Source organism: Henriciella sp. (assembly GCF_029936995.1).
Lineage (GTDB): Bacteria > Pseudomonadota > Alphaproteobacteria > Caulobacterales > Hyphomonadaceae > Henriciella.
In genome coordinates, this window is the sequence record NZ_JAPYRE010000005.1 from 49,501 (window position 1) to 63,529 (window position 14,029).

Here is a 14,029-nt window from a genome sequence, read left to right on the forward strand (position 1 = left end):
AACGACTAGGCCCTTAACAGGCCATCCGGTTTGCCCGATAGTCCCATGAGCAAATTATGGAGGAAGGGGACGTATGGAGATGGGGCTGCTGATCCTGCTGGCGCTTGGCGCTGTGCTCGTCATTGGGCTGGTGATCATCTACAACCGGCTTGTTGCGAAACGACAGATGGTTCGCAATGGCTGGGCGGATATTGACGTCCAGCTCAAGCGGCGGGCCGACCTGCTTCCCAACCTGGTCGAGGCGGTCAGGGGCTATGCCGCCCATGAGCGCCAGCTGTTCGAGGAAATCACGGAGAAACGCAATCGAGCTGCCCAGGCAGGCGACGATGCTGCAGAACGTGGCGCGGCAGAGAGCCAGCTGTCGCGCCCGATCAGTCGGCTGTTCGCCGTGGCCGAAGATTATCCGGACCTGAAGGCGAGTGTAAACTTCGCTCATTTGCAGGCCGAGCTTTCCGATACTGAAAACAAGATCGAGATGGCGCGCCGCTTTTATAACGGGGCCGTGCGGGAGCTGAACACACTGGTCGAGAGCTTCCCATCAAGCCTTGTGGCAGCGCCTTTCGGATTTGAGCAGGCCCAGTATTTCGAAATCGAGACATCCGACCGCGCCTTGCCGCAGGTCGGTTTCGGGAGTGAGACCTGATGCTAAGGCTGTTCTATGTCTGTCTCGTTGCGGCTGTCCTGACCCTCACAGCGGCCGGTGAGGAAGCCATCAAACGCTATGAAGCCGCCATCAAGGTCGAGACGGATGGCGACATTGTAGTCAAGGAGACGATCAGCCTGACCTCGGAGGGGCGCGAGATCAGGCGCGGTATCTTCCGCGATCTGCCGCGCTTCTTTGAAAGTGAAGGCGACAAGCTGCGCTATGACTATGATGTGATTTCGGTCTGGCGCAACGGAACGCGTGAGCCTTACGAAACCATGAGCGAAGGCAATGCCTTTCGTATCCGCATAGGCGATGCAGAAAGACTCCTGCCGCGGGGCGAACATACTTACGAGATCCGGTATCGCGTTTCCAACCAGGTCCGCTATTTCGAGGGGTATGACGAACTTTACTGGAATGTGACCGGCAGTTACTGGAGCTTCCCCATCCGCAAGGCAGTGGCGCTGGTACAGCTGCCGAAAGGGGCAGGGCTGGTCGAGCAGAACGCCTATACGGGCAGGCAGGGCCGCAGCGAAAACGCCTACAGTTTCAGCCGTGATGGAAACCTCTACACGTTCGAGACCACACAGCGGCTCGGCCCGCAGGAAGGGCTGACCATTTCGCTCGCTTTCGAGAAGGGGGCAGTTGATCCGCCAAGCCTCAGCGACAGGAGCAGTCTCTGGTGGCAGCGCAGGGGCGCGTTGGTGATCCTCGGCGTTTCCCTGCTCGGGGTCTTCGTCTTTCTCTACCGGTCCTGGCGGCTGGTTGGCGTCGATCCGCCCAAGGGGCCTGTTTTTGCACGCTATGAGCCGCCGAAAGGGTATTCGCCGGCCGCCGTCCACCACATCTATCATCGTGGGTTCAACAAGCATGACGCACTGATCGCCACGCTCGTCAATCTTGGCATCAAGGATGTGATCGAGATTGATGCCCGCGAGAAGAAGAAGACGGTGCTGACGCCGAAACAGTCCGGGCATGAGAAACTTTCGGGCGAGGAGGGCGTATTGGTCAGCAAGCTCCTTTCCGGCGCGCCGGTTACGCTCGGCGGCGAAGAAAATGAAGGCTTCACCAGCGCATACACGAAGTTTCGAAAGCGTGTCTCCCGCCGCTTTGGTGAACCGTATTTCAAGTGGAATCTGGGCTATACCCTGTTTGCGGTAGGGCTTTCCATCGTGGCTGTGATCTGGGCTGTCGCCCACGCGACCAGCTGGTCCTGGTGGCTTATGGGCCTGATCGGTGCGATCGTGCTGATGAACGGCATTTTCATGTACCTGATGCCATCACCGACGCCGAAGGGGCAAAAGGTGCGCACCGCCATAGAGGGCTTCCGGCTTTACATGGACAAGGCGGAGAAGCTCCAGCTGAATGCTGCCGAGCCCGGCTCGGGTGAGCCACCACCAATGACGAAAGAGCGTTATGAGCGCTTCCTGCCTTATGCCATCGCGCTTGGCGTGGAAAAACCGTGGACGAAGTATTTCGAGAAAACGCTTCCCCGTGAGGCCGCGGACTATGATCCGGCCTGGAGCCATATGGGCTATGGCCACGCTTCATTGGCGAGCCTCAATGACAGCCTTGTCAGCAATATCAGTTCGGGTGTGACCAGCTCCATGCCGCAGAGCTCCGGCTCCTCGGGCATAGGTGGTGGTGGCTTCTCCGGTGGGGGCGGCGGCGGCGGAGGCGGTGGAGGCTGGTAGCCCTAGAACGCCCCGTGGCGCCCTTTGCCGGACTTGAACTCGGTCGCGCCTGCCTCGGTCTCTCCTGAGCGTATGACATCCAGTCCACCGCTGGTTTCGGCCAGCAAGGCAGTTTCCTCGTCGAGACTCCATTGCGATAGGACGGAAGACCGGTCCTTGCGCATGCAGAGCTGGGGAAATGCGGCGATCTCATGAGCGAGTGCCTGCGCGGTTTCCAGCGCGCCGCCTTCCGGCACGTGGCGATTGGCGAGCCCGATCTGCATGGCCTCGTCCGGGCCAACCTCCCGGCCTGTCAGGATCAGGTCCATGGCATGAGACTGACCGATCAGACGGGGCAGGCGGATCGTGCCGCCGTCAATCAGCGGCACGCCGAAACGCCGGCAGAACACACCGAAGCGCGCTGTTTCTGAGGCCACACGCAGGTCGCACCACAGCGCCAGTTCCAGTCCGCCGGCGACGGCATAGCCCTCGACGGCGGCGATAACAGGTTTGGAGAGCCTCAGCCGGGATGGTCCCATCGGGCCGAAATCTCCCGATGGTTTGGTGACGTTGCCCCGACCTTCGGACACGGCTTTCAGGTCGGCCCCGGCACAGAAATTGCCGTTCGCGCCTGTCAGGATGGCGACCGACAGGCTTTCATCGCTATCGAATGCCTTGAAGGCATCGTAGAGGGCCTGGGCGGTATCACGGTCAACTGCATTGCGGGCCTGTGGCCGGTTGATGGTGACGGTAAAGACCGGGCCGTCTGTCTGCGTGAGGACGTTCTCGCCTGTGCTCATGGCTGTGGCCCTATGTATGGCGCTTGAGGAAAGGCACGACCAGGTCGAGCAGCACGGGCACCATCTTTTCAGGCAGGTCATGGCCCCACTTGTCGACGATCTCGATCTCTGCGCCGGGAATGCGTTCGGCCACATCGCGACCGCAATCGGCCTTGATGAGCGGATCCATCGCCCCGTGAAGGACAAGCGTCGGATGGGAGACGCCGGACAGGCGCTCATGCCAGCGCGGCTGGGCCAGGATGGCAGCGTATTGTCGGGCTACACCCATTGGCCGGTCTGAACGTTCGAAATCGGCAATCGACTGGCGGCGGGTCTGATCATCGCTGTTGCGGATGTCGGCATGGGAGCCGATGGCCTTGCGCGACTGGACGGCAATATCAGCGACGGCCTCGGCGGTGCGTATCTCCGGCACGGCTGTGAGCGCGGCCTGTGCTTCCTTGTCAGCAGGCGGCAGGCCCGGCGCACCTGAGGTCGTCATGACGGGTATAAGGGAGCGCACCCGGTCCGGGTGGTTGAGCGCCATGAGCTGCACGATCATGCCCCCCATGGAGGCACCGAGTACATCGGCCTTGTCGGCACCAAGCGCCTCGATCAGCCCGGCCGCATCTGCCGCCATGTCGTCGAGGAGGTAAGGCACCATGCCCGTCGGGTCCTTGCCCTCGGAGATTGCGGTGACGATGTCGCGCGGGGCTGCTGGAACTTCATTTGTGAATTCTGTCGACAGGCCGATGTCGCGATTGTCGAAAACAACGACCCGGCGCCCGGCATCAACCAGACCCTGCACAAAGCCTTCCGGCCAGCGCGTCATCTGGCCGGAAAAGCCGGAGACGAGCAGGATCAGCGGATCGTCCTTTGATCCGTATTCCTGATATTCGATCTCGATTCCGTTGGCGTTCGCGCGTGGCATGTCCTGTCTCCCATGATGGTCTTTTGCGGGAGAATAGAGGGCATGCCGCAGGGGCATGTAAATGGGTCCCGTGAATTGATTTATTCAGCGGGCCGGTGGGGCGCTACCGCCCCAGCTCCTTCATTGCGTCTTCGAGACCCTGAATCGTCATTTCAAACATGCGGCCCGGACCGATCAGCTCGTTTATGAGCTTGATGGAGCCGGTATAGTCCCATGCGCCGGACTTGACCGGGTTGAGCCAGACAAAGTTCGGGAACTGCTGGACGAACCGCTGGAGCCAGACACCACCGGCTTCCTCGTTCCAGTGCTCGACGGAGCCGCCGGGATAGGTGATTTCGTAAGGGCTCATCGTGGCATCCCCAACGACAATGACCTTGTAGTCCGACGGGTACTTGTGAAGCACGTCCCAGGTGGGAATACGCTCATTGTGGCGACGGCGGTTATCCTTCCACAGGCCTTCATAGGGGCAGTTGTGGAAGTAATAGTATTCGAGGTTCTTGATTTCCGAACGGGCTGCAGAAAACAGCTCCTCGCAAACGCGCACGTGCGGGTCCATCGAGCCGCCGACATCGAGGAGGAGTAGGACCGAGACCGTGTTGCGCTTTTCAGGCCGCATCTCGATATCGAGATAGCCCTGCTTGGCGGTCTTGTGGATCGTCGAATCGAGATCCAGCTCTTCCTCGGCGCCCTCGCGTGCCCACTTGCGCAGGCGTTTCAGGGCAACCTTGATGTTGCGGGTACCAAGCTCGACACTATCGTCGAGGTTCTTGAACTCACGCTTGTCCCAGACCTTGACCGCACGGCGGTGACGGGACTTTTCCTGCCCGATACGTACGCCTTCCGGGTTGTAACCATTGGCGCCAAACGGCGAAGTGCCGCCCGTGCCGATCCATTTATTGCCACCTTCATGGCGTTCTTTCTGTTCCTCGAGGCGTTCTTTGAGGGTCTCCATGAGCTTTTCGAAACCGCCCATCGCCTCGATCTCGTCCATCTCTTCCTGGGTAAGGAATTTCTCCGTCATCTTGCGCAGCCATTCCTCGGGAATGTCCTGCACGTCGACAGCGTCCTGCAACGTGTCCAGGCCCTTGAAGACATGGGAGAAGACACGGTCGAACTTGTCGAGATTACGCTCGTCCTTCACCAGCGCGGAGCGGGAAAGATAGTAGAAATCCTCGACCTGCATGCCGATAACGTCTGCGTCCATCGCGTCTAGCAGGGTGAGATATTCGCGCAGCGTTACCGGGACCTTGGCTTCGCGCAATTCATTGAAAAAGTTCAGAAACATGGGGCGGACTCTCTTATGTCTGCCTCCAAGGTAACGCGCGCGCCAGCCAAGTCCAAGGGCTGACGCGGCGCAATAGTGCCCTACCAGCGCAAATCGGCGCGGATTTCGGCAACGGCATTGTGCTTGTGAGCGGCATACCAGTTGATATCTGCACCGTTCTCAAGCGCAAGATAGGCCGTACGGTTATGGCCCGCTTCGCTGCTGTCATGGGCAAATTCACGGAACTTCACATGCTCATCGGCCTGTTCGTGCATTTCTTCCAGCAAGGCGTGCTCAACAGGCAGGTAGAGCGTGTCGATCTGTCCGGCCTTGGCGGCATCGTTCAGGTCCGGAAGATTCTTGCCTTCCGGCAGTTTGCCTTCCGTGGCTGATTCATCGCCAAATGCTTCTTTGATGTGCTGCTCGACCTCGTTTGGTCCGCCAGCATGGTGCTGGACGAGATCAAAGCGGCCATGCTCCATGACCTGGGCGAAGTGGCCAACCGTGCCTTCCTCGCCGATCACATGAAGGGTCTTGGTCTGCGGGGGCAGGGCCTGGTCAGCTGCATTGGCAACGTCTTCATAGAAGGCGCGGTCTGTCTTGTCGCGCTCTTCATCCTGGCCTGTGCCGAGGGCATGGAAAGCCGACTCGCCTTCACCAGCGCTTGCCGATCCGCGGGAAACGGAATGGAAAAACACATCGTCATGCACGTGGCGGCGTGCCTCGACCGAACGGTATTTAGGCGCGTCCAGCCGGTCCGTCATGTCCTTCACATGGCCGCCCGAATAGAGGAAGAGTTTCGGCTCATCGCGCGTAACGAACAGCACCCAGTGGGTTTCACGGTTCTGGTAGTCGGCCAGAAGCGGGAGAATGAAAGGCGGCTCGCCTGTCGTGATGGAGGCGACAGGGCGCGAATTCAGGTGCGCCATGCGATAATGTTCGCCATCCTGGAAAAGGACGATGCCATTGGCGCGAAAATTGGGCAGCTCGAAATTCTGCAGCCGTTCGATAATCCGATCAGCGTTTGGGGCGTGATTCTGTACGGCATCGACAACATTCTTGCGCAGGATACGCCACTTTTCACCACCAATCTCGACGGCAGGGCGGGGTACATAAACCGTCACAGTCTTGTCGGAGAAATCTGCGAAGGCGTGGCGGATCGTCTCGAGGGAGAAATGCTCATTCATCTTCTTGCTCCTGTTTTGTGGTTAGACAGAAAACGGGCAGGAGCAGGGTCGCGTTCCCATTGTATGGATAATCTTGATCAAGTTTGCGAGCGGTCACGCGTCGGTATCGACATCTTTCGGCAGGCTATCCGGCACGGGGCTCGTGGTATCGCCAGAATGTGACGTGCCCCCGCGGACGAGGAATTTCGGCACTTGCCGGCCCCCGAGGAGCTCGTCGAAGAGTGTGTTCCCGGCGCCGAGATTGAGGCCGCCGCCTGGCAGGTCGGTGAACGCTGTCTTTGCCACTTCGGCGAGTGTCGCGACGACGGAATTAGAGTTCTGGAACAGGAAATTATAGTTCAGGTTCGCTTCATTGATAGCTTCGGCCACGATGGCGACACGGCGCCAGTCATCTTCGCTGAACTCTGTGGCGATGATGGCAACACGCTGATGGGAAGTCTGCCCACGCATCGGGGAGTGTGGGCTTTCATGCCAGGGGGTCGGTCTGGCGACCCTGAGATAGCCATTGCCGGGATAGGCCGTAATGATTTCAGGCTCTTCGCCACGCCCGGGTATTCGGACCATGTGCGAATGCTCGCCAATCATGGCGACATCGAACTCGATCTTCAGGAGGGTGTTCTCACCGAAGACGAGCTGGAAGGCATGATCTTCGTGTTCCAGCAGTGTGACAAAGTCGGACGCACAAATCCCGTCTGCGAAAACGCGCGCACGCAGGGTGCGCAGCTCGTCGCTGTCGAGCGGCGGCAGTTCGCCGGGATCAAGAATGCAACCGGTCACATCAGGACCAACGCACAAAACCCTGAGCGGGTTTCGCTGGATAGATTATGAGGGAAATGGCGCACCGGGGAGGACTCGAACCCCCGACCCCGTGATTCGTAGTCACGTGCTCTATCCAACTGAGCTACCGGTGCCACGCCGAGTTGAGAGGCGGACACATACAGGCGGGGTGGCGGCGATGCAAGCGCTTATGCTGCAACTTTCTGATCGGCTTCATACACCCCACGCGCAATGGCCCTTGCGAGCGTTGAAGCGGCCAGTTCGCCCATGCGTGTGAGCTGGATCGGTGTTGGCTCTTCCAGCGCGACCTTGCCGGTCGAGAGAACAAAAAGTGCATCCCCATCAAACGGCGCGAAGACAGGCCTAATGGCGCGTGAAAAACCTGCCAGTGCCATCTGCGCGACACGCTGGGCCTGCGCCGGGGTGAGGATGACGTCCGTGGCGATACAGGCGATCGTGGTGTTCTGGCCGGGCTGCGGGTTCATCTTGGCATCGCCCCATTCCTCCGGGTCGCACGCATAGTCGGTGGGCGGGCGGTGGCCGCCGAATTCGCCACCAAGTTCATGCGGCCAGGCCCAGAAGCAGGTCGTGTCCGGCATGAAGACAGAGCCGAAACAGTTCACGCCAGCCAGCGCCCCGATGGTCACGCCATCGGCTGTGCGCAGAGACGCCGAGCCGAGACCCCCGGCATGGGCACCGGCATTTGCCCCGAGCCCGCAGCCGACATTGCCAAGCGGAAAGCTGGCGGCCCGGTTCTCGAAGGCTTCTTCTCCAAGCGCGCGGTAGGGTGGGGTCTCGCCCCAGTTCTTGTTCCCGCCATTGGCGAGATCATAAAGGATGGCGGCCGGCACGATGGGGGTTGGCGGCACCCCCGGCAGGTCTTTCAGGCCGAAGCCGCGGCCCATGGCGCCGAGTTTGGCTGCCACACCGTCGGCAGCGGCGAGTCCATAGGCGCTGCCGCCCGAGAGTACGATGGAATCAACCTGTTCGACCATTGTGTCGGCGCGCAGCAGGTCTGTCTCGCGTGTGCCCGGTCCGCCGCCGGCGACGGCACATGCGGCTGTTGCCGGTTCCTCGGCGAACACGACCGTAGAGCCGGTCATGACGTCCCGGTCTTCGGCATTACCGACCAGCAGGCCGGGGACATCGGTAATCAGGTTTCGCGGGCCGGGTCGTGACATGGTCTGAAAACCACCTTTTATCTGAGCTGTGAGTGTTTAGTCTGTGATATGTTGAACCACAGAACAGGACCTGCGCCAAAGTATGAAACCGCGTTTTTTATTGCTGCCACTAATGTCTGCACTTCTGGCGACGGCCTGCCAGCCCGCCGGGGAGACACCGCAACCGGTTGAGCCGGATCCCGAACAGGCCCCGGCCGAAGAAGCTGAGGCCGCGCGGGCCTGGACGAAAGGTGCCATGGTGGCTGCGGCTGACCCGCGTGCGGTAGAAGCCGGGCTGGATGTGCTGCGTGAAGGCGGGACAGCCGTGGATGCTGCAATCGCAGTTCATGCCGTGCTTGGCCTCGTCGAGCCGCAGAGTTCCGGTATCGGCGGCGGGGCTTTCGCGGTCTATTATGATTTCGAAGATGATGCGCTGACCGTCTATGACGGGCGTGAGACCGCACCAATGGCGGCGACCGAGGACCTGTTCATGCAGGATGGGGAGGTTCTGGGGTTTGTTCCCGCCTGGCAGTCCGGGCGCTCTGCGGGTGTGCCGGGCATGATCGCACTTTACAAGGCGATGCACGAAGCGGAAGGCGAAGCTGACTGGGCCCGGCTTTTCCAGCCAGCCATCGATCTTGCCGCCGACGGGTTCGAGGTGTCTCCACGCCTTGCCGGCCTGCTGGCGAATGAGCGCTTGCGCCAGGCAGTGCGGCTGGACGACGAAGACAACGAAGCGAGCGCAGGATACTTCTATCCTGACGGCGAGCCTTTGAAGGCCGGTTTCGTGCGCGAGAACCCAGCTTATGCAGAGACGTTGCGGGCTGTCGCCGCGAATGGGCCGGATGCGTTCTACACCGGCGCGAATGCCGAAGCCATCGTGGCTGCCCTTTCGGCTGATCCCATCCCCGGCAGCATGACGCTGGAAGATCTTTCAGGCTATGACGTCGAGACCCGTCCGGCGCTTTGCGGAAAGCATGAAGATATCGAGATATGTTCCGCGCCGCCGCCCTCTTCAGGAGGCGTGACGCAGAACGCCATCTATGGCCTGTATAACCGGATCCTGCCGTCAAACAGCGGCGACTCGAAATCGGACAGGCTGCGGGCCTGGGTTGAGGCCCAGCGCCTCGCCTATGCCGACCGGGACCATTACGTCGCTGACTCCGATTTTGTGCAGGTGCCGAGCGAGGACCTTATCAATCCGGACTATCTTGATGCGCGCGCGACCCAGGGCGGCGACATGGACGCCGAACCGCAACCCGGCGATCCGGGTGAAGTGCTCGGGCGTGGTCCCATGATTGACATGTGGGGGCGCGACACAAGCGATGACAAGCCGGGCACGACGCATATTTCCATTGTCGACAGTCAGGGGAATGCCGTCTCTATGACGGCAACCGTGGAATCGGCTTTTGGCAATTCGCGCATGGTGAATGGCTATCTTCTCAACAACGAACTGACCGATTTTGCGCGCCAGCCACGTATGGGTGGCAAGCCGGTCGCGAATGCGCCGGGGCCGGGCAAGCGCCCGCGTTCCTCCATGTCACCGAGCATGGTGTTCGATGAAGCAGGTGATCTCCTGATGGTGACCGGGTCGCCGGGCGGCAACTCGATCATTGCCTATGTCTCGAAGACGGTCATCGGTGTTCTGGAATGGGGCCTGTCTGCACAGGACGCCATAGACCTGCCCAACGTGATCGCACGTGGCCGCACGGTTGGCGTGGAGATTGATGTCCGCAAGGGCGAGGACTGGGCCGCAATGCTGAGCGACATGGGTTATGTCGTCGAGGAGCGGACCGGTGAGAATTCCGGCCTGCATGTCATCGTTGTGCGCGAGGATGGCCTTGAAGGCGGGGCAGACCCGCGCCGGGAAGGCGTCGCGAAAACGCTGGAGGAGTAAGAAGGGTCAGTCCTGCTCCGCTGGCAGGCTCAGGCGGAAGCAGGTGCCCTCCGGCCCGGTCTCGACAAGTTTCAGATCCCCGCCCATGGAGCGGGCGAGGTCACGTGAGAGCGCCAGCCCGAGACCGGAGCCATCGCGCCGGGAGGAGGCCGCGAAAGGCTTGAACAGGTTCTCCTGCGCCTTGTCGGGCAGGCCCGGTCCGGTATCCTGGAAGTCCACGCCGTCAGCTTGCGGGACGAGCCGGATAAGGCCCTCTCCCTGCATGGCTTCGGCGGCGTTGCGGATCAGGTTGGCGGATATGCGGTGGAAATGGTCAGGATCGGACTGGCCCGTGGCCGTTTCCTCCAGCTCATTCTGTACGTCTATGCCGGGATAGGGCGCGAGTGCTTCAATGGCAGCTTCCTCGACAGCCTGTCGTAAATGTATTTTCTGAACCTTGGCGGCGGGTGTATTGGACCGGCCGTATTTCAGCGTTTCGCTGGCCAGGTTGATGGCGCGTTCAAGCGCACGCTCCAGCCGCGGGACAGCCCGCTGGACCCTTGGGTCATCAGAGGCCGAGAGAGCATCCGAAGCAATCTGGGCGGTCGCGAGTGTATTGCGCAGATCGTGATTGATCTTGGCCACGGCTTCTCCAAGCTGGGCAAGGCGTTCACGCTGACGGAAACTGTCGGAGACCGCTGCTTCCATGTCAGCCAGTGCATTCTGGGCGCGCCCGATTTCGTCGCGCCGGGAGGTTGGCTCGACGCGCTGCTTCCAGCCGCCCGGATTGCGCCGGAAGCGGATGACGGAATCGGTAACCCTCTGCATCGGACGTACAACCAGACAAAGGAGCAGCAGGTAGATGAGAGTCCCGGCCGTCATCGAGATAATTAGTGACAGGCCGAGAATGCGCCAGCCGAAAGCCGTCAGGCCTTCTTTCAGCGGGGCTTCGGGCACGATGATCTCAAGGACATGGCCAGGCTCGGAGCCCATGGCACGGACGGTCAGCATACGTCCTTCCGGCGCAGTCCATGTCGCAAAGGTCTGGATGATGGCGCCGCTCATGCCTTCTTCCATGAGATCGACCTGCTTCATCGGACCGTCGAGCGGCATGGCAGGCGGCAGGATCTGCTCACGCCTGTCAGCGCTGATTTCGGCTACGGCAAGAACTTCGGCACGCTCAAGCAGCTCGTTCGAGAGTTCTTCCGAGACCATGCGGCTGGGGGCGGCTTCGAGTGACAGGGCCGCAATGCGCGCGGCCTGAACCCGCTCAGACAGCCAGCTTTGACGGTAATTGGCCGCGCTCGGTACAAAGACGAGAAACTCGACCAGCAGGATCGCAATTATGGTGAGGGCAAAAAGCCTGAAGGACAGGCTATCCATCCAGCCCGTGTGGCCATTGGCGGCAGAAGGTGACGGAGCGTCATGCACACTTGCCGGAATAGGTCAGGGAATGCGTTGAAGCAAGCTTACAAGGATGCGCGCGGGCTTGCCGAAGACCGTATCACTGAAGTGCGCGCTGGCGGCGCGTTTCACAACCTCTGTCCGGGTCGGGTAGGGCGAAATGAAATTGGTCAGTGAGGTGAGCTTCATCTTGTTGGACATGGCATAGCCGACAAGCTGGATGATATCGCCCGCGCCCTCACCCACGACAGATGCACCAACGAGCTTCCCCTTCCGGAGGATGAGCTTGCATTCGCCCTCTGTCTTGGCTTCGGCAATGGCGCGGTCATTCTCGTCAAAGGCAAAGCGGGTAACGGCGACATCCTCGCCATATGTCTCATAGGCCGCTTCCTCGGTGAGGCCGACCTGGGCGACTTCCGGAGAGGTATAGGTTACGGCAGGCAGGGGCAGGGAAGATGAAGTCGCTCCCTGCTTGAAGAACGCCCGGCGCACCAGAACGGAAGCCTGCCAGCCGGCGAGGTGCGTGAACTGGCCCTTGCCGGCAACATCACCAAGTGCCCAGACGCGCTTGTTGCTGACGGAACGCAGCTTGTCGGAGACTTTTATGCCGTGCTTGTCGTAATTAACCTCCCCGGCCTCCAGCGCGAGCCCGTCAGTTACCGGCTGACGGCCGGCTGCAACAAGCAAATGAGTGCCGCGAACAGTCTTCGTTCCGGCTTCACCTTCGGCTTCGACCGTGACCAGCCCGTCTTCCCGGCTTACCCTTGCAGCCTTGTGGTTTTCGAGCAGGGTGACACCTTCTTCGCAGAGCTTGCGCGCCGCCAGGGCTGCGTGTTCAGCATCCGAGGCTGCCAGGACCCGTCCCATTTCAATGACGGTGACTTCCGATCCCAGCCGGCGGAAAGCTTGCGCCATTTCCATACCGATCGGCCCGCCTCCGAGAATTACGAGATGATCGGGCAGTTCCGGCAGGTCGAATATGCTTTCATTGGTCAGATAATCGATATCCTCCAGTCCGGGCACAGGCGGGGCCACGGCCCTTGAGCCCGTAGCGATGACGATGCGACGCCCGCTCACGATTGTACTCTCGGACGCGACCGTGCGTGGATTGGTGAAATGGGCATGTTCGCGGATGACGGTGACGCCAAGCCCCTCGAACCGTTCCTGGCTGTCGACGGGCGCAATCGTGTCGATCGCTTTCCGGATGTGCGCCTTCACGCCAGACCAGTTGGTCTTCGGCTCACCCGAGATAACGCCGTAATCAGAACTTTCACGCGCCGCGGCAGCATATTTTGCAGCCGTCAGAAGGGCCTTGGACGGCACGCAGCCGGAATTGAGGCAATCCCCACCCATGTCTCCTTTCTCGAACAGGACAACCTTGAGGCCCAGCATCGCGGCCCCGGCTGCGGCTGAAAGGCCGCCGGACCCGGCACCAATAACGACGAGGTCAGCCTTCAGTTTACGCGACGGGGCACGTCCTGCCGCCGGCTGCTGCTCATTTGCCTCTGACTGAGAAGTCTCTGCATTCGACGTCGGTGCAAGATTGTCTGTCATTGCGCGGCATCCTCCAGCCGGGCAGCCTTGTTCCCGGCAAACTTGCGGTAGATGACCGGCAGGAGCGCAACGACGGCGAGCGCGATAAAGGCGGGGACGAAATTCTTGACCACGTCGAAGAGGGATTCCGTATCGCCAGCATCAAACGTCATGCCAAGGCTCGCACCGATCCATGTATAGGCAACAACGCCCGGAATGATGCCAAGTGCCGTGGTAAGTACATAATCCCTGAATTTTGCGCCGAGCAGCGCTGGCGCGATATTGGCGACTGGAAACGGGATGGCGGGCAGCAGGCGCAGGGCAAACATGTAGGAGATGGCGTTTTCCTTGAAGCCGCTTTCCATGCGTTTCACGAACTTGCCGGCGCGTTCCTGTAGCGTCTTGCCGATGGAGGTCTTCGCCGCAAGGAACAATATGCTGGCGCCCAGCGTGGCCCCTGTGACAGTGGCGAGTGAGCCGCCGATGAGGCCGAAACCGAGCCCGCCGGCAATTGTGATCCACAGGGCGCCCGGAATCATGAAAGCGGTCGCGGCGGCATAGATGACGACATAGGCAATGATCGCGAGAAGAAGGTGTTCATCCACGAAGCTCTGTAGCGCGGTGTTTTGTTCTTGGAGGGTTTCCAGCGACAGATACTGGAACAAGCCGAATTGCCAGGCGGCAATCAGGCCGGCAGCGATGATATAGACCGGCCAGAGCCGTATCCAGATAGAGCGATTTTCCGGGGCGCTGTTTTCTTTGTCGGCCATGGGCCTGTCTTTCTTGCTGGGAGGGGCGCTTTGCG

12 protein-coding genes and 1 tRNA gene are annotated in these 14,029 nt (G+C 60.6%); 3 read left to right on the forward strand and 10 right to left on the reverse strand.

Annotated features, from left to right (window positions below; translation table 11 throughout):
• The first annotated feature begins 88 nt into the window (after positions 1-88).
• Together Q1K31_RS12250 and Q1K31_RS12255 are read left to right on the forward strand one after the other, a co-directional pair.
• The gene (locus Q1K31_RS12250) at positions 89-643 is read left to right on the forward strand and encodes a LemA family protein (protein ID WP_367187584.1); all 555 of its coding nucleotides are present in this window, start codon (positions 89-91) and stop codon (positions 641-643) included.
• Entirely contained in the window at positions 643-2,337 is a 1,695-nt protein-coding gene (locus tag Q1K31_RS12255; RefSeq protein WP_300379897.1) for a DUF2207 domain-containing protein, read from the forward strand. Before Q1K31_RS12250 ends, Q1K31_RS12255 begins: the two co-directional genes overlap by 1 nt.
• 2 nt (positions 2,338-2,339) lie before the next feature.
• Here the strand turns inward: Q1K31_RS12255 and Q1K31_RS12260 are convergent, their stop codons facing one another.
• The 7 genes from Q1K31_RS12260 to Q1K31_RS12290 form a co-directional block, all read right to left on the reverse strand.
• Positions 2,340-3,116: a crotonase/enoyl-CoA hydratase family protein gene (locus Q1K31_RS12260; protein ID WP_300379899.1), complete on the reverse strand. Its 777-nt coding sequence runs from the start codon at positions 3,114-3,116 to the stop codon at positions 2,340-2,342.
• A gap of 10 nt (positions 3,117-3,126) precedes the next feature.
• Positions 3,127-4,023: an alpha/beta hydrolase gene (locus Q1K31_RS12265; RefSeq protein WP_300379902.1), complete on the reverse strand. Its 897-nt coding sequence runs from the start codon at positions 4,021-4,023 to the stop codon at positions 3,127-3,129.
• A gap of 103 nt (positions 4,024-4,126) precedes the next feature.
• Positions 4,127-5,308 (reverse strand): VWA domain-containing protein, encoded by a 1,182-nt coding sequence (locus Q1K31_RS12270; protein ID WP_300379904.1) that lies wholly within the window; start codon positions 5,306-5,308, stop codon positions 4,127-4,129.
• An 80-nt stretch (positions 5,309-5,388) separates the two neighbouring features.
• Complete coding sequence (locus Q1K31_RS12275; protein ID WP_300379907.1) at positions 5,389-6,474, reverse strand: hypothetical protein; 1,086 nt, start codon at positions 6,472-6,474, stop codon at positions 5,389-5,391.
• A gap of 93 nt (positions 6,475-6,567) precedes the next feature.
• On the reverse strand, positions 6,568-7,251 hold the full coding sequence (locus Q1K31_RS12280) for a hypothetical protein (protein WP_300379910.1): 684 nt from the start codon (positions 7,249-7,251) through the stop codon (positions 6,568-6,570).
• Between the two features lie 57 nt (positions 7,252-7,308).
• Positions 7,309-7,385 (reverse strand) — tRNA-Arg (locus tag Q1K31_RS12285).
• Between the two features lie 54 nt (positions 7,386-7,439).
• Complete coding sequence (locus Q1K31_RS12290; protein ID WP_300379913.1) at positions 7,440-8,432, reverse strand: P1 family peptidase; 993 nt, start codon at positions 8,430-8,432, stop codon at positions 7,440-7,442.
• A gap of 112 nt (positions 8,433-8,544) precedes the next feature.
• Between Q1K31_RS12290 and ggt the strand changes: the two genes are divergently transcribed.
• A complete protein-coding gene (gene ggt, locus Q1K31_RS12295; RefSeq protein WP_300379916.1) occupies positions 8,545-10,308 on the forward strand; it encodes a gamma-glutamyltransferase in 1,764 nt (587 codons plus the stop codon).
• A gap of 6 nt (positions 10,309-10,314) precedes the next feature.
• Here ggt and Q1K31_RS12300 read toward each other — a convergent pair whose 3' ends face one another.
• The 3 genes from Q1K31_RS12300 to Q1K31_RS12310 are packed head-to-tail and all read right to left on the reverse strand — an operon-like array spanning position 10,315 to position 13,994.
• On the reverse strand, positions 10,315-11,718 hold the full coding sequence (locus Q1K31_RS12300) for a HAMP domain-containing sensor histidine kinase (protein WP_300379919.1): 1,404 nt from the start codon (positions 11,716-11,718) through the stop codon (positions 10,315-10,317).
• A gap of 15 nt (positions 11,719-11,733) precedes the next feature.
• Complete coding sequence (locus Q1K31_RS12305; RefSeq protein WP_300379921.1) at positions 11,734-13,245, reverse strand: FAD-dependent oxidoreductase; 1,512 nt, start codon at positions 13,243-13,245, stop codon at positions 11,734-11,736.
• Positions 13,242-13,994 carry a VTT domain-containing protein gene (locus Q1K31_RS12310; RefSeq protein ID WP_300379924.1) on the reverse strand — a complete coding sequence of 251 codons (753 nt, stop codon included), beginning with the start codon at positions 13,992-13,994 and terminating at the stop codon, positions 13,242-13,244. Before Q1K31_RS12310 ends, Q1K31_RS12305 begins: the two co-directional genes overlap by 4 nt.
• Positions 13,995-14,029 lie beyond the last annotated feature (35 nt).